An 18,011-nucleotide genomic window follows, 5' to 3' on the forward strand; every position below is an offset into this window, starting at 1 on the left:
TGCGTGTGGTCGGACCCGTGGGGCGAGTTCTACCCGGGGGCGTCTGGGCACTGGAACGTGGCGTGGCCCAGGACGAGCCGGCAGGACGGCTTCGGCGGCCCGACCTGCACCGATCAGGCGATGAGGTCGAACACCGTCTCGGTCTTCGTGGCAGTCGTGCGGGCACGCAGGTACGCGTTCAGGTTCGCGTCGTACTTCAGGTCGGAGGGGATCACCACCTCGACGGAGAACGCCCCGGTGGCGTCCGTCATGGTGTCGCGCAGGTCGCGTGTCTTGTAGTCCTCCCCGAGGTCGCCCTTGATGATGAAGGACACCCGGACGACCTCGTTGGGCGGGAAGCCCCGGCCGGTGAGGACCGACTTCGTTCCGCCCTGACCGCCGTCCGGGGAGGCACTGATGACCCGCACCACGGTCGGTGTCGGGCTGCCGGCCATCCCACTGGGCAACGGGTTCAGGACCGGCGCGGAGCCCGGACTGCCCGCCGGGGATGCGGTCACCGTGGGGCCCGTCACCGTGACGGTCGGACCGGGCACGGTCACCGTGACGGCCGGCTGCGGCCGGGAGCCGTCGGTCACCTGGGCCTGGGTGTAGAAGCCGCCCGCGAAGCCGGCGCCGAGGGTGACGACCGCGACGGCGGCGGTCACCACAGCGCTCCACCCCTGGAGATCGATCCCGCCGCGACGGACCGGGGCGGCCGTCGGCGCCGGCGGGGCGGTCGGCCGCGACGGTGTCCCGGGTGCGGGCGGCGGCCCGGAAGGACGGCTTGGCATGGACGGCCCGGTCACAGAGTCCCCCTCGTACTGCGGCCCGCTCCGGGCCATGATCGACGGACTCCTGGGTACCACAGGAGTCCGAGGCCTGTCGCGAACAAGGTCCGGGACGACTCGTGCCCGACCGACGGCAAGCCTCCGACTCAGATCACCAGCCGGCCCCGCCCTCGGCCGCATGCAGCGTAGGCACCAGGTCCTCACCGGCGAGCCCGAGGCCCGGGTATGTGCGGACCAAGCCATCGCGTGGCCACCTCGGCCGGGCGGCCGGGCAGGCGGCTCGGACCTCGTCTGATACTGCACCCTCCGCGCACTCGTGGTCGTAGGCCGCTTCGCCCACCCGCACCGTCTCGACGATGATCACTGTGCGTAGATGATCACGGGTAGCAGGCAGACCCCGACGGGCACACAGACGCGTCCGGGGAGGATCCGCGCGACACCTCCGACACGAGGTCACGAAATCGGCTGACGTCTTGACAGATTCGAAGACAGTCGCCCAACTGCCCGAAAACATGGCCGGATTGCGTCATAGGGTGTCGAAAAATCGTTGGTCAAGATTTGATATCGGTCACTGTGGGTGGTCAATTTCGGGGCCGGAAACGCCCCTTCGGAGGCGCCTCACCCCCCGGATTCAACCACTTCGGGACCACCTGGTCCCCAACTGGCCCCCAAGCGCATACGAACGAATGCTCGCCGAATCTGATGCACCGTCACAGAAAAGGCCGTTGACCTGGGCGTTAACCCGGCCAACGGCCTTCCGACATCACTGTCGGGACGACAGGATTTGAACCTGCGACCCCTTGACCCCCAGTCAAGTGCGCTACCAAGCTGCGCCACGTCCCGTGGTCTCGCCGCCTGCAGCGGGGCCTGGGGGGCTCTGCTGTGGGCTTCTCGACCTTGTCTCCGGTTGTCCCGGCGACGTGGAAAACAATACAGCACGTCGGGGGGTGCTCGCTGCCAGGTTTGGGGGTGGGTGGGTCAGGGGGTGGGGTGGCGGGCGTCGTAGGTGAGGAAGGCGGGGCGGCGGGCGGCGAGGAGGAGGACGGCGGCGACGCAGGCGAGGCCGCCGGTGATCACGGAGGTGGCGGGGTTGGTGAGGGCGGCGACGGTGCCGGACTCGAAGTCGCCGAGGCGGGGGCCGCCGGCCACGACCACGATGAAGATGCCCTGGAGGCGGCCGCGCATCTCGTCCGGGGCCGCGACCTGCATCATCGTGTTGCGGAAGATCATGCTGACGGTGTCGGCGCAGCCGGCGACCGCGAGCAGCAGGAGGCCGAGCCAGAGGTTGTGGAGGGCGCCGAAGGCCGCGATGGCCAGGCCCCAGGCGGCGACGGCGGCGAGGATGGCGGCGCCCTGGCGGTGCACGCGGCCGACCCAGCCGGAGAAGAGCGCGCCGATCAGGGCGCCGACAGCCGGGGCGGAGACCAGCAGGCCGACGGTGCCGGCGTCGCCGCCGTAGAAGGTGACCGCGATGGCCGGGAAGAGGGCGCGCGGCATGCCGAAGACCATGGCGGCCAGGTCGGCGAGGAAGCTGGTTCGCAGGTTGGGCTGGTCGCGCAGGAAGCGGAGGCCGTCCAGGACGGAGGCGCGGCCCTTGCGTTCGCCGAGCGGCCGCATGGCGGGCAGGCGCCACATCGCGTAGAGGGTGCCGGTGAAGGCGACGGTGTCGATCAGGTAGGCGGCCTGGGCGCCGTAGGTGCCGATGAGGACGCCGCCGAGCATCGGGCCGACGGTGAGGCCGAGGTTCATGCTGACGGTGTTCAGGGCGTTCGCCGCCGGGAGTTGGTGGCTGGGCACCAGGCGGGGGATCATCGCGGACCGGGCGGGCGAGCTGATCGCGAAGAACCCGGCCTGGGCGGCGACGGCGGCGTACAGGACGGCGACCAGCCCGAGGCCGGCCAGTGCCTGCGCGGCCAGGGCGGCGGAGACGACGGCCAGACCGGCCGAGCCGATCAGGCCCAGCCTGCGCCGGTCGACGGTGTCGGCGATCGCGCCGCCGTAGAGGCCGAAGGCGACCAGTGGGACGAGGGAGAAGATGCCGACCAGGCCGGTCGCGAAGGCGGAGCCGGTCAGTTCGTAGACCTGGACGGAGACGGCGACGGCCGTCATCTGCTGGCCTATGGAGGAGATGGCCTGCCCGGCCCAGACCCGGCGGTAGTCGGGGTGGTCGCGCAGCGGGCTGAGGTCGGCGAACGCCCGCCGGTACCAGGGTGAGCCGGCCGCCGGTCCCGGCCCGGGTCCGCCTCCCGGCCCGGGATCGGGTTCTGACTCGGCGGCGGAGTGCGAGGGGGTGGAGGGGGCCGGGGAGGGCGTGGCCGCCGAGGGGGCCGAGCCGTGCGAGGTGGACGGGGCGGGCGACGAGGACCGGGGCGACGACGGGGACGGCGTGGAATGTTGATTGTTCGACATAGTCCCCCATGCTCCGCTCCACCCCCGGACGCTCTCCCACCGGGGCCCGTGCCGGGGCCCGCCCGAACCAGGGCCCGCCCGAGCCGGTAGACGCCCGAGCCGGACCGCGGCCCGGGCCCGCCCCGCCCGGCCTCGCCCCGGCCGGGCCGGGCCGCTACCGGCTCAGCACCTGCCTCTCCCCCGCCTCCACCGCGAAGTCCAGCCGGTTGCCCGGCGGCGGGAAGGGGCAGATGAAGTGGTCCGAGAAGGCGCACGGCGGCAGGTAGGCCCGGTTGAGGTCGAGGACGGTGCGGCCCTCGGCGTCGGGCGCCGGCAGGGTGATGAAGCGGAAGCGGTAGGTGTCGATGCCGCTGGTCGCGTCGGCGATCACGCCGCTGAGCCGCTCGCCCGACCCGCTGACGGTCAGGGTGCGGTGCTCGCCCGCCACGGTGAAGGCGATCTGCCCGGAGACGGCCAGCGGGCGTTCCCGGCCGTCGGCGTTCGGGACGACGACCGACCGCGCGTCGTCGTCCTCGAACGGGGTGAAAACGGCGGGCACGGCCCACTCGGGCGCGTACGGGTAGGCGGAGATGCCGGCGAACGCGACCCGGCGGGGTGCGGCCGGGTCGAAGACCCGCAGGGCCAGCTCGCCCTCGCGCTCGATCGGGACGAGCAGCAGGGCGCCCAGGGTGGCGGTGTCGGCGGCCGGGTCGCTGTCCGGGCGGAGCAGCACCTCGCCGTCCACGGGCGCGCCGGCGCCGGCGACCGTGATGCCGTCGGAGGCCGCGGCCCGGACCCGCACGCCCTCGGCGTCGGCCCACCAGTGCCCGGGCAGGCCGGGGATCTCGGCCGGCTCGGGCTCCAGCCAGTGCGTGCCGGTGAGTGCGAGCTGGCCGTGCTCCGCGCTCACCGACGCCGCCCGGCCGTCGCTCCAGTGCTTCCAGTCCTCCGCGGCTGTCGCCGTCATCGGTCCACCCTCCCGGTCGGTTCGCGGACGGCCCGCCGTTCGGGCCGCCCCTCTCGGTCATCCACAACACCGTCCGCTCGGACGGATCATTCCCGTCGGCCCGGAACCGCCGAAACCGCAACACGGCGGCAACGCGCCGACACGCGGCACAACCCGGGGCACGGAACCGGCCGCACACATCGCCTACCGGTCACCTACCCGTCGCGGCGCTTCAGCGGACGGAACAGTCCCTCCTGCATCACGGACACCACCAGCCGGCCGTGCCGGTCGAAGATCTGTCCGCGCGCGAGGCCGCGCGCGCCGTGCGCGATCGGGGACTCCTGCTGGTACAGCAGCCAGTCGTCCGTCCGGAATGGCTGGTGGAACCACATCGCGTGGTCGAGCGAGGCCATGTCGAAGTTCCGCTCGCCCCACAGCGGCTCGACCGGGGCGCGGACGGCGTCCAGCAGCGTCATGTCGCTGGCGTAGGTGAGGGCGCAGACGTGGATCAGCGGGTCGTCCGGCAGTCGGCCGTTGGTGCGCAGCCAGACGCCGCTGCGCGCCTCGACGCCCTCCAGCTCCTCCTCGGTCCAGCGCAGCCGGTCGACGTAGCGGATGTCGAAGGGCTGGCGGCGGCTGATGAACGGGGGCAGCTCGCCGAGCCGGGAGCCGACCTCGTCCAGGGCGCTGGGCAGGTCCTCGGGGGCGGCGACGGCCGGCATCGGGTACTGGTGCTCGATGCCGCCCTCCTCGGGTCTGTGGAAGTCGGCGGTGAGCGCGAAGATCGACCGGCCGCCCTGGATGCCGAGCACCCGGCGGGTGGTGAAGGAGCGGCCGTCGCGGATCCGGTCGACCTGGTAGACGATCGGCACGCCGGGGACCCCGGGGCGCAGGAAGTAGGCGTGCAACGAGTGGACCGGGCGCGCGTCGTCCACCGTGCGCCCTGCCGCGACCAGTGCCTGCCCGGCGACCTGGCCGCCGAACGTCCGTTGCAGCGCCTCCTCGGGACTGCGCCCACGAAAGATGTTGAGTTCGATCTGCTCAAGGTCGAGCAGATCGACCAGGTCGTCGACGGGGGTACCCATGCGCACGCTTCCTCTCCGGACTCCGAATGCATTCTCCAGCTCACTCGAATTCTCCGGCGACCCGGGTCATTCCCGCGCAGCAGTCCGGAACCCCCGGTTCACTCGAACGAGTAGACGAGCGACGGTCCCGCCTCCCGGGGCTACTCCCCCAGGCCCGACTCCCGGACCGTGATGTTGAGCCGCCCGACCAGCCCCAGCGCCGGATCGGCCGTCCCCGACAACGTCCGCACCACCCCGTGGTACGCGAACCGGGCCGGACCGCCGAACACCAGCAGGTCCCCGCTGCGCAGTTCCAGGTCGGTCCACGGACGGGTCCTGGTCTCGGCGTTCCCGAGCCGGAAGACGCAGCCGTCGCCCAGCGAGAACGAGACAACCGGCGCGTCCGCCCGCTCGTCGCGGTCCTGGTGGAGCCCCATCTTCGCGCCCTGCGCGTAGTGGTTGACGATCGCGATGTCCGGCTCGTACGACGCCGCGCCCGCGATCTCCCCCAGCGCGGCCCCGTACGCCTCGGCGACGGCCCTGCGGGCCAACTCCCCGAGCGGCGGCGGGAACGGCTTGACGGGCGCACCGTCCTCGGCGACCCGCCGGTACCCGTACGGGTACCAGTGCAAGCCGAGGCTCACCATCCGGACGGACATCATCCCGCCGGTGGGCATCCGCACGGCGTGCAGGCCGGCCGGCGGGCGGGCCCACTCCCGGCAGGCGGCGACCAGGCGTTGCTGAGCGCCGAGGTCCAGCCAGCCGGGCAGCAGGACGGCGCCGGGAGCCGGTTCGGAGCGCTCGCGCCCGTCCGGGCACCCACCCGGGTCGCCGAACAGCTCACCCTGGATCACCCCACCATCCTCCCGCACCGCGCCGGCCCACGAACGCCGACGGCCGCTCCCCCGGTCGGCGGGAAGAACCCGCGCGACGGAGAAGCGGCCGTGGAAGCCGTGCACATCGACACATCGGTACGTCAGCACATCCGTACGTCGGTACATCCGTACATCGGTACGTCCGCACGTCCGCACGTCCTGATGTCCGTACGTCGGCACGTCGGTACATCGGTTCGTCAGCACCTCGACAGGTCGGCGCATCGCCGCCCGGTCGGGCATCGGCGCCGCGAAGCCCGGCAGCCGATGCCGGCTACGCACGGGACCTCAGCGCTCGGAGAGACCTCAGATGCTGAGGGTCTGGCCCGGGAGGATCAGGTCCGGGTTGCCACCGATGACCTTGGCGTTGTTCTGGTACAGGTCGTGCCAGTCCAGGCCCTGCGCGGCGGCGATGGAGCTCAGGGTGTCACCGGCCTTGACGGTGTAGTCACCCTTGACGGCCGGCTTGGCGTCGTTCGAGCGGTTCCAGGACTTGGCGCCCTGGTCGGCCTTCGGCGCGGACTTCTGGGCGTCGGCCTTCGGGGCGGCAGCCTTCGGCGCGACGGCGTCGGTCTTCGGCGCGGCCTGGGCCTTGGGGGCGGCCTTCGGGGCCTCGGCCGGCTTGGCGGCGGCCTTCGGGGTCTGCGCCGGCTTGGCGGCGGTCGAACCGGAGGTGGAGCCCGCCGAGGTGTCGACGGCGGCCGGGGCGCCGCCCTTGGTCAGACCGGCCTTGACGGAGCAGACGGGCCAGGCGCCCGGGCCCTGCGAGGCGAGGACCTTCTCGGCGACGGCGATCTGCTGCGCCTTGGTGGCCTGGTTGGCCTGCGGGGCGTAGGCGGTGCCACCGAAGGCGGCCCAGGTGCTGGAGGTGAACTGCAGACCGCCGTAGAAACCGTTGCCGGTGTTGATGGCCCAGTTGCCGCCGCTCTCGCACTGGGCGACGGCGTCCCAGGTGGAGACGGAGGCGGCGGAGGCCGAGGTGGCCGTGACGAGGCCGGCCACCGGCAGGGCCGCGACAACGGCGCCCGCCACGACCGCCATCCGAACGCGGTTGCGCTTGGTGACGGTGGAGGTGGTGGCAGCGGCGGTCTCGTTACGGAAGGTCATGGGGTTCCTCTCGACAGCCCCGGGCGGACATGCGGAACCAGGCCCTGGAAGGGCCGCGTTCGCTTGCCGCGTCCGTCGGACGGCCGTGCACGTGTCGGACGTGCCGCTGCCGCCCCGGCCACCCAGCCGCTCGCCGACGACCTGTTCGAGCGATCGCGTCGGCGGGCACCTGCCGCACCCGGCGGACCGGGGGGCTGTGCGTCGGGGGTGAACCCGGGTGGCGCTCGTTGCGCCGACCAAGAAGCTACGAGCCGGCCGACGGGGAAGCCAAAACTTCAACGATCTGCCCAGGTCAGCCGGGGGTTACCGATGGTAACGACCATGCAATCGTGACCGAAATGTCCGCTTTGGCCATTGATTCCTAGATCAAACATCCGTGCGGCGTGACCCACCTCACTGTTTGATTCCGGCAGTCCCGGCACCGACATCGACAGATTGCGACCACGGGAACACGCCACGCGGTCGGATCAGACGCAATTCCCGTCAGCCTCGACGGGCACCCGTGACGCCTGACACAAGGGCCCGTTGGGCATGGCGACCTCCCTGTGTCCGCCCCGAACCCCCATCCGCACCCATCCGAGGAGACCCTGTGCCGCGCATGCTCGACGTCAGCGACGAGGTCCGGTCCGAGATCGGCGACGACGAGGCCGACCGGCTGCTAGGCGGTGACCGCGCCCCCGACAGCTACGAGTGCACCTCCTGCCGGACCCCCGGCGACACGCACGTGGAGCCCACCAGCACCGTGCTGTTCGTCGGCGAGGAGACCGCCGTCCTCGCCTTCGCGCACGCCCGCTGCATCCCTTCCCAGGTGGTCCCGGTCTCCGAGGAGCAGCTGGTCGGCGCCGTCCGCAGCATCAGCCAGTCCCAGCCCGGCGGCCCGGACCCGGCCGTCCCCGCCGCCGCGCCGGGCGCCCCCGCACCAGTCCCCGCCTCCGCCACCGCACCGGCCCCGGCCGCGCCCGGCGGACCCGCCCCGACCCAGCCGGCCGCGCCCGGCCAGGCCGCCATCCTCGGCATCACCTGCGGGCTGGTGCTGCACGGCAAGGTCGGGCACGCCTCGCTGGTGGTCGAGCCGACCGGGCCGGTCGGCCGCCCCGGCAGCACCTCGGGCGAGGACGAGTTCCTCGACCTGCTCCACGACGCCGGCTTCCAGCCCGTCACCGACCTGGACGAGACCCCGGACCAGCTGCCCGGCTGGTCCGTCCTGGTCGCGATGGGCAAGCTGCACGCGGTCCTCCAGCCCGCCGCGGCCGGCGGCAGCACCGGCTGGTGGCAGGCGCACCAGCCGCTCCAGGTCACCGACGCCTGGCGGATGGCCGCGAACCAGCTGTCCGAGGTGACGATGTACGCCGTGCCGGCCGGCATGGTCGGGCGCCAGCCCCGCGAGGACCTGCTGCGCCAGGCGCTGGAGCGGGCGGTGGCACTGGGCCAGGTGGTCGCCGCCTCCCTCCCGCTCGCCGGCACCTGATCCGTCCCGGCGCCCGGTCCCGCCCGGTCCCGCCCCGTACCCGCCGGAATGCGGCCTCCTCCCCCGTGGCCGTCTTCCGGCGGGCGGGCGCGCGCCCAACGCCCCAGCGCCCCAACGCCCCGATACGCCCAACACCCCGGCGGCACCGCCCGGCCCGTACCCCGGCGCCCCCGTACTCCGCCCGGCGCGCCCTCCCCCTCCACGCTCCGGCGTGTGGGCGCACCCACACCCCGGCGCCCCGCATCCCCCCGCCCCTCTCACTCGTTGGCTCCTACGTGTACAGCTACGACGTCTCCGCAGCCCCCGGCCGGTCCACCACCGCCTCGCGCTCGATCCCGGGCATGCGCCCGTCGTACGACGCCGAGCACCCGCACTCCGCCACGCCGATCTACGACGAGCTGTACTCCGAGTACCGGCGTCTCTTCCGTGCCCTGCCCGGCGACCGCTCGGGGGAGGAGGACCTGAAGTTCACCGGCTTCGCGGTCCGCGACGGCTACCCGGTGCTCGGCGAGCAGCGCCCGTACCCGCCCCAGCAGCAGGCCTTCCACACCCTCGCGGGCCAGGCCCCGGGCCTCCCCCAGTTCATGCCGAGCTCCCAGCACCACGCGTCCGGGCCGACCGGCGGCCACCAGCACGGCCATGCCGGTGCCCAGCAACACGGCCACAGCGGCGCTCACACCGGCACCCACACCGGAAGTCACCACGGAAGTCACACCGGTGATCACAACGGCGCGCACACCGCCGGAAGCCACGTCGGCGGTCACACCGGCGCCCACGCCGCAAGCCTCACCACCGGCCGTCACCACGGCCACCCCGGCAGCCACTCCGGCGGCCACCCCGAGCCCACCGCCACCACACCCGCCGGCGACGGCCCGGGCCACGCCACCGCAACCCCGGCCCAGGAGCAACCCGCCCTCCCCGCCGCCCAGTTCACCAACGGCCAGGGCTGGGTCGCGACCGGCTACCTGGGCTCGTCCCCGCACCCCACGCAGATGCCGGTGCCGGTCCCCGCGCCCCAGCCCCCGGCACCGCCCGCACCCTCCCCGGTGATGGGTACGGTCTCCGGCGTCGCCCCCACCCGGTCCACCGGCGGCCGCCACCGCCAGATGCTCTCGCTGCCCCCTGGTCCCACGGTCGACCACCGCTGACGCCCGCCGGGCCCGCGCCCGAAAACGCCGGAGGGCCCCGCCACCACTGCGGCGAGGCCCTCCGGCCGTCGGTCGGCGGACCGACCACTCCTTCTACCTACTACTAACTACTTCTTCTTGCGCTTCTCCCGGACCCGCACCGAGATCGAGATCGGCGTCCCCACGAACCCGAACTCCTCACGCAGGCGGCGCTCGATGAAGCGCCGGTAACCGGCCTCCAGGAAGCCCGAGGCGAACAGCACGAAGCGCGGCGGACGGATGCCGGCCTGGGTGCCGAACAGGATGCGCGGCTGCTTGCCACCGCGGATCGGGTGCGGGTGGGCGGCGACCAGCTCGCCGAGGAAGGCGTTCAGGCGCGCGGTCGGGACGCGGGTCTCCCAGCCCTCCAGCGCGCTCTCGACCGCCGGGACGAGCTTCTCCATGTGCCGACCGGTCTTGGCCGAGACGTTGACCCGCGGGGCCCACTGCACCTGGACGAGGTCGCGCTCGATCTCGCGTTCCAGGTAGTAGCGGCGCTCCTCGTCCAGCTGGTCCCACTTGTTGTAGGCGATGACGACGGCGCGCCCGGCCTCGACGGCCATCGAGATGATCCGGGTGTCCTGCTCGGCGAGGGTCTCGCTGGCATCGATCAGGACGACCGCGACCTCGGCCTTCTCCAGCGCGGAGGAGGTGCGCAGCGAGGCGTAGAAGTCGGCGCCGGCGGTCAGGTGGACCCGGCGGCGGATGCCGGCGGTGTCCACGAACTTCCAGGTCTTGCCGCCGAGCTCGATCATCTCGTCGACCGGGTCACGGGTGGTGCCGGCCAGCTCGTTGACGACGACGCGCTCCTCGCCGGCGACCTTGTTCAGCAGGCTGGACTTGCCGACGTTGGGCCGGCCGATCAGCGCGATGCGGCGCGGGCCGCCGGGGGCGGCGTCGCCGAAGGTCTGCGGCGGGGCCTCGGGCAGCGCGTCCATGACGGCGTCCAGCAGGTCGCCGGAGCCGCGGCCGTGCAGGGCCGAGACCGGGAACGGCTCGCCCAGGCCGAGCGACCAGAGGTAGGCGGCCTCGGCCTCGGTGGAGGGGCCGTCGACCTTGTTGGCGCACAGGACGGTCGGCTTGCCCGCCCGGCGGATGAGCTTGATCAGGGCCTCGTCGGTGTCGGTGGCGCCGACGGTGGCGTCCACCACGAACAGCACCGCGTCGGCCTGCTCGATGCCCAGCTCGGCCTGGGCGGCCACCATGGCGTCGATGCCGAGGACGTCGATCTCCCAGCCGCCGGTGTCGACCACCTTGAAGCGGCGGCCGTTCCAGCTGGCCTCGTAGGTGACCCGGTCGCGGGTGACGCCCGGCTTGTCCTCGACGACGGCCTCGCGGCGGCCGATGATGCGGTTCACCAGGGTCGACTTGCCGACATTCGGGCGGCCGACGACGGCCAGCACCGGCAGTCGGACGTGCTCGGCACCGTCCACGGCGTCGAAGCCGTCGAGGTCGAAGCCCTCTTCGGCGGCGAGTGCCATGAACTCGGCGTAGTCGGCGGCGTCCAGCTCACCGTGGCCGGTGGCGGCGTGCTCTGCGGTCATGTTCGTCTGTTCCGTTTCCCGGCCCGGCCCTTCCCAGGGGCGTGCCGTGCGTACCTGCCCCGCTCGGGGCAGCGCGATGGTTGTCTCCGCGGCACCTCGACGGCCCGCGGTTCACTTCGGTCGTTGGTCGGCCCGAGTGCGCTCGGACCGGTCATGATCGGACCGGCGGCCGCCGGTCAGACCGCGGACAGTCCGGCCCGCTCCTCCACCAGCCCGGCGATCCGGTCGATCACCTGCTCCAGGGTGAGGTCGCTGGTGTCGACCAGGACCGCGTCCGCGGCCTGGGCCAGCGGGGCCGTCTTCCGGGAGGAGTCGGCGGCGTCGCGGCGGGCGAGGTCGGCGGCCATCGCGGTGATGGTCGCCTCCTCCACGCCCTTGGCGCGCAGCTCGGCCGCCCGGCGCGCGGCCCGGGCCTGCTCGGAGGCGGTCAGGAAGACCTTGACGGTGGCGTCCGGGAACACCACGGTCCCCATGTCCCGGCCCTCGGCGACGATGCCGCGCTCGGCGACCTCGGCGCAGCCGCGCTGCAGCTCCACCAGCCGGGACCGTACGGCGGGGACCGCGGACACGGCGCTGACCTTGGCGGTCACCTCGGGTCCGCGGATCGGGCCCGACACGTCCTGGCCGTCCACCGTGATGGTGGGGCCGTCGGCGTCGGTGCCCGAGACGATCACCGGCTTGCCGCACGCGACGGCCACCGCCTCCGGGTCGTCGACATCGACCTCGTTGACCAGCATCCACCAGGTCATCGCCCGGTACATGGCGCCGGTGTCCAGGAAGCTCAGGCCCAGCCGGGCGGCGATCGCCCGCGAGACGGTCGACTTGCCGGAGCCGGAGGGTCCGTCGATGGCGACGACGACCGGGGCGTGCGCTCGGTCGGCAGTGTCCACGGGGCGAACCTCTCTCGAAGCATGGGAGCCGGAGCCTGGGCAGGCGGACGGCCGGGGATTGTCTCCCTCAAGGTTAATGGACCGCCGCCGTGACACTCTCCGCCGCTGTCCGGCCCGACCGGTCGAGACGGACCGGGCGGTCGAGACGGACCGGGCGGCGTGAACCGGTCGACCTCGGCCAGTCGACACGGATTGGTCGGTAAAGACTAATCGATACCGACCGTTCGACTCGGACCAGTCGAACTCCCAGCATGCCGGTACGCCGGTACCCCGTGTACTGGTACACGGGGTACACCCGGTACACCCGGTATACCGGGCACAGGCCGGGCCGCTCGCCGGGGAACGTCAGTCCCGGACGCTCCAGCCGCTCGCCCGCAGCGCCTTGGTCAGCCGCTTCACCGCCGTCGGCGCGACCGACAGCTGGACGAAGCCGACCTGCTGCCCGGTCGAGTGCTCGATGACGACGTCCTCGATGTTGACCCCGGCGTCGCCGACCTCCCCGAACAGCCGGCCCAGCTCGCCCGGCTGGTCGCCCAGCACGACCGCCACGGTCTCGTACCGGGTGGGCGGCGCCCCGTGCTTGCCGGGGATCCGGGCCTGACCGGTGTTGCCGCGCCGCATGACGGCCTCGATCCCGGCCGCTCCGGCCTGGCGCTCGTCCTCCTCGACGGCTTCCATGGCGCGCAGCGCGGTGACCGTCTCGGCGAGGTCGCGGGCGACCCCCTCCAGGACGTCGGCGACCGCGCCCGCGTTGGCGGAGAGGATGTCGACCCACATGCCGGGGTTGGAGGCGGCGATCCTGGTGACGTCGCGCACGCCCTGACCGGACAGCCTTATGGCGGTCTCGTCGGCGTTCTCCAGCCGGGCCGCGACCAGCGAGGAGACCAGCTGCGGGGCGTGCGAGACCAGGGCGACCGCCCGGTCGTGCTCGGCGGCGTCCATCACGATCGGCACCGCGCCGCAGAGTGCGACCAGCTCCAGCGCGGCGTTGAGCGTCTCGGTGTCGGTGTCCGCGGTCGGGGTGAGCACCCAGGGGCGGCCCTCGAAGATGTCGGCGCGGGCGGCCAGCGGGCCGGACCTCTCACGGCCGGCCATCGGGTGACTACCGATGTAGTGGACGGTGTCGCAGCCGAGCTCGGCGATCTCGCCGCTCGGGCCGGCCTTCACACTGGCGACGTCGGTGTACCAGTGCGCCAGGTTGCGGCGCTGGCAGTCGGCGAGCACCTTGCCGACCAGCGCGGGCGGGACGGCGATGATCGCCAGGTCCACCGGGCCGTCGACCGGGTCGGTGATGCCCGCGCCGAGCGACTCGGCGGTACGGGCCGCGTCCGGGTCGGCGTCCTCCAGATGGACGGTCAGCCCGCGAGCGGTCAGCGCGAGCGCGGCGGAGGTGCCGATCAGTCCGGTGCCGACGACGACGGCAGTGCGCATGGCGGGTCGCTCTCCTCATCACGAATCTCGACAGGTGCCGGGACCGTTCGGGAGCACCCGCGCCCCATCCTCCCTCATCCACCCCGCCGAAGTCCCCACCCACTGCCCGGCAACCCGCACGGCAGCCCCGGCAGCTTCCGGCACCGGCAACCGCCACGGACCCGCCCCGTCCCACACAGTGCGCACGTCGGACCCGGAAATCCTGCGACGCCCGCCCCGAAGCGGGGCAGACTGGCCGCCCGGAGAAAGGCACGGGCCGCACGGAACCTGGGCAACGCAGAAGAAACGGACCGGCAGCAGAACAGTTCAGGACAGTCAGGACAGCAAGCAGAGGCGAACAGGGCAAGCATGCGGGCGAGCCGGAGGCCCGCACGGCACAACGAGCATCGCAGGACGAACACCGCACAACGAACGCCACACAACGAACGCCGCACGACGAGCACCGCACCGCCGACGCCACGCGGCGGGGGAACACCTCGGGGAACACGCGAACGAAGGGGTTGCGCATGGACGATCAGCACAACGGCCGGAGCGGGCAGTCGAAACCGCCGGCCGTACCGGCCCACCCGTCGGCCCTGGACTCCGTCGTGGTGTACGCCGAAGGCGCGGTGTGCCGCCGACGGGCCACCGTCCCGGTCCCGCCCGGGGGACGGTTGCGGCTGACCGGTCTGCCCGCCGCCGTGGACGGCCGCTCGCTGCGCGCCCGGGTGCTCTCCGGACCGGCCGGCACCGCCGTCACCGAGGCCCGGCTCGAACTGCTCGCCGAACTCCGCGAGCCGGATGAACTCCCGGACCTGAAGCGGGCGCTGGACGAGGCCACCGAGCGCCGCAGCGCGCTCGCCGAGCGCCACCGGCTGGTCCTGGCCTCGATCGCCGAGACCGCCGCACTGCGCGCCGTCCCGCCGCAGCGCCGACGTGACGAGCCGCTGCGCCGCACGCCCGCCGACGCGTGGCTGGAGCTCGCCGACTTCGTCGACGAGCGGCTGGCCCGGCTCCAGGAGCGCGCCGAGCAGCTCACCCGGGAGCTGGAACTCGCCGATCACGAGCTCGACTTGGCTGCCGACCGGCTGGAACGGGCGTCCACCGCCGACCGGGCCGAGCCGATCGGCACCAGCACCACCGTCCTGCTCACTCTCACCGCTCCCGGCACCGCCCCCGGCGCCACCGCGGGCACCGCCGCCCTCACCACCCCCGGCACCACCGAGGACACCGCCCCCGGCGGTGACCACCTCGACCTGGAACTGGAGTACGGCGTCCCCGCCGCCCGCTGGGTGCCCGCCTACCGGTTGTCCTACCGGACCGGCTCCGACACCGCCCACCTGGTCCTGCGCGCCGCCGTCGCCCAGCGCACCGGCGAGGACTGGACGGGCGTGCGGCTCGCCCTGTCCACCGCCGACCTCGACCGCCGCACCGACCTGCCCCGGCTCGCCTCGCTGCGGATCGGACGCAGCCAGCCCGCCCCGCCGCCCTCCGGCTGGCGCGAGCCCCCGGCCGGCCTGACCGACCTCTTCACCGGCTACGACGCGGCCGACGCCGACCGCCCCGCCCCGCACCACCGACCCCACCGCACCGCATCCCGCCCGATCGTCACCCCCGCCCCGACGCCCGTCTCCGCCGCCCCTGCCGCCCGCTCGGCCCGTCTCGGCGGCGCACGTCCGGGCGGTCCCCGGGCCGAGGCCTTCGGGGCCGACGAGCAGATCGCCCCCGCGGCCGGCCCGTACGGCGGCGGCCTGCTGAGCGCCGACGAGCCGATGCCCCCGCCCCCGGGCGGCCCTGGTGGCTTCGCCGGCTACGGCGCCCCGCCGCCGCTCCTGTCCCCGGCCCCGGTCGCGGCCTACGCACCGCCGCCGCAGGCTCCGGGCGGCCTCCCGCCCGGGGAGGCCCGCCGCCGCGTCGGCCACGCCACCCCACCGCCGCCTCCGCCCGGCCTCGCCCCGGACGCCACTCTGCTCGACTACCCCGACCTCGTCCTGGCCGGCCCGGAGGAGCCCCCCGCCCGGCGCGGCACCCTGCACGCCCGCCCCGAACGGATCGAGCGCGAGGAGCAGGCCTGGCCCCTGCCCGACGGCAGCGGTACCACGCAGCTGCGCACCCTCGCCCTGCCCCGGCACGCCGTCCCGCCCCGCGAGTCCGCCGGCTCCTTCGACCACCGCTTCGACGCCGCCGCCCCCGCCGACATCCCGTCCGACGGCACCTGGCACACCGTCACCGTCGGCGAGATCCCCCTCGCCGTCCGACCCGAGTACGTCACCGTCCCCGCCGTCGAGGAGAAGGTGTACGCGACCCTGGTGCTCGCCAACCGCACCGACCAGGCCGTCCTGGCCGGCCCGGCCGAGGTCACCGTGGACGACGAGTTCCTGCTCACCGCCGCGCTGCCCACCCTGGCGCCCGGCGGTACCCGGCGGCTGGGCATCGGCGTCGCCGAGAGCATCGAGGTGGCGCGCCGCACCGAGCTGCACGAGTCCACCACCGGCATGCTGAAGGGCAACAGCACCGTCCTCGACCACCGGGTGCACGTCCGGCTGGCGAACCGGCTCGCACGCGCCGTCACGGTGGAGGTCCGCGAGCGGGTGCCGGTCACCTCCGACGCCGAGATCCGGATCGAGGAGCGGGCCGACTGGCACGCCCCGACCGTCTCCGCACCGGACTGCCCGCCCAGCACCCGGCTCTGGCGCGTCGACCTGCCGCCGGGCGGGCGCACCGAGCTGGACGGCGGCTACCTGATCAAGATCCCGGCCGGAAAGGCCATCGTCGGCGGAAACCGGAGGAACTGAGCGATGACCGTCGAGACCCTTCCCCTCCCCGTCACCGCCGTGACCTGCCTGGAGGACCGCAGCCAGGTAGAGCGCACCACGACGGTCGGGCTCGCCGCAGGCGTGCAGCGGCTGCGCCTCGGCCCGCTCACCGCCCTCGCCGTCGACCGCACCCTGCGCGCCGAATCCGCCACCGACGGCGTCCGGGTGCTGGACGCCCGGCTGGTGCGCGACTGGACCCCGCGCGCCCCGCTGCCGCCCGGCCCGGAGGACTCCGAACTGCGCCACCGGCTGCACCGGCTGGACGCCGAGACGCGGCTGGCCGACCAGACCCGGGCCCGGTTGGAGGCCCGCCTGGCACTGCTCGCCCAGCTCTCCGCCGACCTGCTGCGCGAGATCGGCGAAGGCGCCGGCCTCGGCGAGCTCGAACCCAACCGCTGGGCCCGCGAGCTCGGCCGGGTGGACACCGAACGCGAGCGCTACGGCGAGGACCTGCGCGCCACCCACTCCCGGCTGCGCCGCCTGGAGCAGGAACGCTCACAGGCCCTGACCGCTCTGGACCAGGCGGAGGAGGACCCGGCCGAGCTGACCGCCCACCTGGAGCTCACCGTCGAGGCGGCGCGGCCCGGCCCCGCCGAACTGACCGTCTCCCACCTGGTGCCCTGTGCGCTGTGGCGACCCTCCTACCGGGCGACCCTGGCCGGCGCCGACCTGCGCCTGGAGTCGGAGGCGGTGGTCTGGCAGCGCACCAACGAGGACTGGACGAACGCCCGGCTCACCTTCTCCACCGCTCGCTCCGCCCTCGCCACCGCCCCGCCCGCGGTCGCCGAGGACGTCCTGGTGCTGCGCGAGCGCACCGACGAGGAGCGCCGCACGGTCGAGGTCGAGCTGCGCGAGGAAGCGGTCGCCACCCTGGGCGCGGACTCCCGGGTTCCGGGCGTGGACGACGGCGGCGAGGTCCGGGTGCTGCCCGCCCCCGCTCCCGCGACCGTGCCCTCCGACGGCCGCGCCCACCGGGTGCCGCTGGGCGCCTTCACCGGGCTGGCGAGCAGCGAGTACGCCTGCGCCCCGGAACTGTCCCCGCTGGTCACCCAGGTGGTCCGGTTCCGCAACACGGCCGGGCACCCGCTGCTGTCCGGCCCGGTCGAACTGGTCCGCGGCAGCGGCTTCACCGGCCGCGGCGAGCTCCGCTTCACCGCCGCCGGCGCCGAGGCCGAACTGTCCTTCGGCAGCTCGGACGGCTACCGGGTGGTCCGGGAGACCGAGGAGCGCCAGGCCACCGCCGGCCTCACCGGCCGCCAGACCACCACCCGGACGGTCCGACTGCACCTGTCCCGCTTCTCCGGCCCGGAGGAGCGCGACGAGCGGATCGTCACGGTGCGCGAGCGGGTTCCGGTCAGCGAGGTGTCCGCGGTCGAGGTACGGCTGCGCAAGGAGGAGTGCGCCCCGGCGCCGGATTCCTTCGACACCGAGGGCATCGTCCGCTGGGACGTCCCGCTCGCCCCGGGCGCCCGGCGCACCCTCACCCTGGTGTACGAGGTGTCCGCGTCCGCCAAGGTGGCCGGACTCTGACCGCTGCGGTCGGCACGGCGGACACCGCCGTGCCGATGACGGC

The 18,011-nt window shown here is 73.8% G+C and carries 13 protein-coding genes and 1 tRNA gene; 4 read left to right on the forward strand and 10 right to left on the reverse strand.

The window, feature by feature from the left end:
- Positions 1-113 precede the first annotated feature (113 nt).
- The 7 genes from ACWGKU_RS10225 to ACWGKU_RS10255 all read right to left on the reverse strand — a co-directional run bounded on the left by ACWGKU_RS10225 (position 114) and on the right by ACWGKU_RS10255 (position 7,144).
- On the reverse strand, positions 114-644 hold the full coding sequence (locus ACWGKU_RS10225; RefSeq protein ID WP_452179673.1) for a hypothetical protein: 531 nt from the start codon (positions 642-644) through the stop codon (positions 114-116).
- An 892-nt stretch (positions 645-1,536) separates the two neighbouring features.
- Positions 1,537-1,610: transfer RNA gene (locus ACWGKU_RS10230), tRNA-Pro, on the reverse strand.
- 135 nt (positions 1,611-1,745) lie between these two features.
- The gene (locus tag ACWGKU_RS10235; RefSeq protein ID WP_452179672.1) at positions 1,746-3,176 is read right to left on the reverse strand and encodes an MFS transporter; all 1,431 of its coding nucleotides are present in this window, start codon (positions 3,174-3,176) and stop codon (positions 1,746-1,748) included.
- Between the two features lie 154 nt (positions 3,177-3,330).
- Entirely contained in the window at positions 3,331-4,122 is a 792-nt protein-coding gene (locus ACWGKU_RS10240) for a DUF1684 domain-containing protein (protein WP_401052213.1), read from the reverse strand.
- A 194-nt stretch (positions 4,123-4,316) separates the two neighbouring features.
- Positions 4,317-5,186, reverse strand: a complete 870-nt coding sequence (locus tag ACWGKU_RS10245; RefSeq protein ID WP_359899227.1) for an acyl-CoA thioesterase — start codon at positions 5,184-5,186, stop codon at positions 4,317-4,319.
- Positions 5,187-5,326: 140 nt separating this feature from the next.
- On the reverse strand, positions 5,327-6,016 hold the full coding sequence (locus ACWGKU_RS10250; protein WP_452179676.1) for an alpha-ketoglutarate-dependent dioxygenase AlkB family protein: 690 nt from the start codon (positions 6,014-6,016) through the stop codon (positions 5,327-5,329).
- Between the two features lie 327 nt (positions 6,017-6,343).
- On the reverse strand, positions 6,344-7,144 hold the full coding sequence (locus ACWGKU_RS10255; protein ID WP_452179671.1) for a transglycosylase family protein: 801 nt from the start codon (positions 7,142-7,144) through the stop codon (positions 6,344-6,346).
- A gap of 589 nt (positions 7,145-7,733) precedes the next feature.
- Between ACWGKU_RS10255 and ACWGKU_RS10260 the strand changes: the two genes are divergently transcribed.
- Positions 7,734-8,612 carry a hypothetical protein gene (locus ACWGKU_RS10260; RefSeq protein ID WP_452179670.1) on the forward strand — a complete coding sequence of 293 codons (879 nt, stop codon included), beginning with the start codon at positions 7,734-7,736 and terminating at the stop codon, positions 8,610-8,612.
- Between the two features lie 275 nt (positions 8,613-8,887).
- Positions 8,888-9,760 (forward strand): hypothetical protein, encoded by an 873-nt coding sequence (locus tag ACWGKU_RS10265; RefSeq protein ID WP_452179669.1) that lies wholly within the window; start codon positions 8,888-8,890, stop codon positions 9,758-9,760.
- A gap of 107 nt (positions 9,761-9,867) precedes the next feature.
- Here ACWGKU_RS10265 and der read toward each other — a convergent pair whose 3' ends face one another.
- The 3 genes from der to ACWGKU_RS10280 form a co-directional block, all read right to left on the reverse strand.
- Positions 9,868-11,322, reverse strand: a complete 1,455-nt coding sequence (der, locus tag ACWGKU_RS10270; RefSeq protein WP_401054988.1) for a ribosome biogenesis GTPase Der — start codon at positions 11,320-11,322, stop codon at positions 9,868-9,870.
- 176 nt (positions 11,323-11,498) lie between these two features.
- Positions 11,499-12,212, reverse strand: a complete 714-nt coding sequence (gene cmk, locus ACWGKU_RS10275) for a (d)CMP kinase (protein WP_452179668.1) — start codon at positions 12,210-12,212, stop codon at positions 11,499-11,501.
- 345 nt (positions 12,213-12,557) lie between these two features.
- Positions 12,558-13,643, reverse strand: a complete 1,086-nt coding sequence (locus ACWGKU_RS10280; protein ID WP_380546829.1) for a prephenate dehydrogenase — start codon at positions 13,641-13,643, stop codon at positions 12,558-12,560.
- 506 nt (positions 13,644-14,149) lie between these two features.
- On the opposite strand from ACWGKU_RS10280, the gene ACWGKU_RS10285 reads away from it, so the two are divergent.
- Positions 14,150-16,417 carry a DUF4139 domain-containing protein gene (locus ACWGKU_RS10285; RefSeq protein WP_452179667.1) on the forward strand — a complete coding sequence of 756 codons (2,268 nt, stop codon included), beginning with the start codon at positions 14,150-14,152 and terminating at the stop codon, positions 16,415-16,417.
- A gap of 3 nt (positions 16,418-16,420) precedes the next feature.
- Complete coding sequence (locus ACWGKU_RS10290) at positions 16,421-17,968, forward strand: mucoidy inhibitor MuiA family protein (protein WP_401048052.1); 1,548 nt, start codon at positions 16,421-16,423, stop codon at positions 17,966-17,968.
- Positions 17,969-18,011: the final 43 nt, after the last annotated feature.

It is taken from the genome of Kitasatospora sp. NPDC054768 (assembly GCF_053612025.1).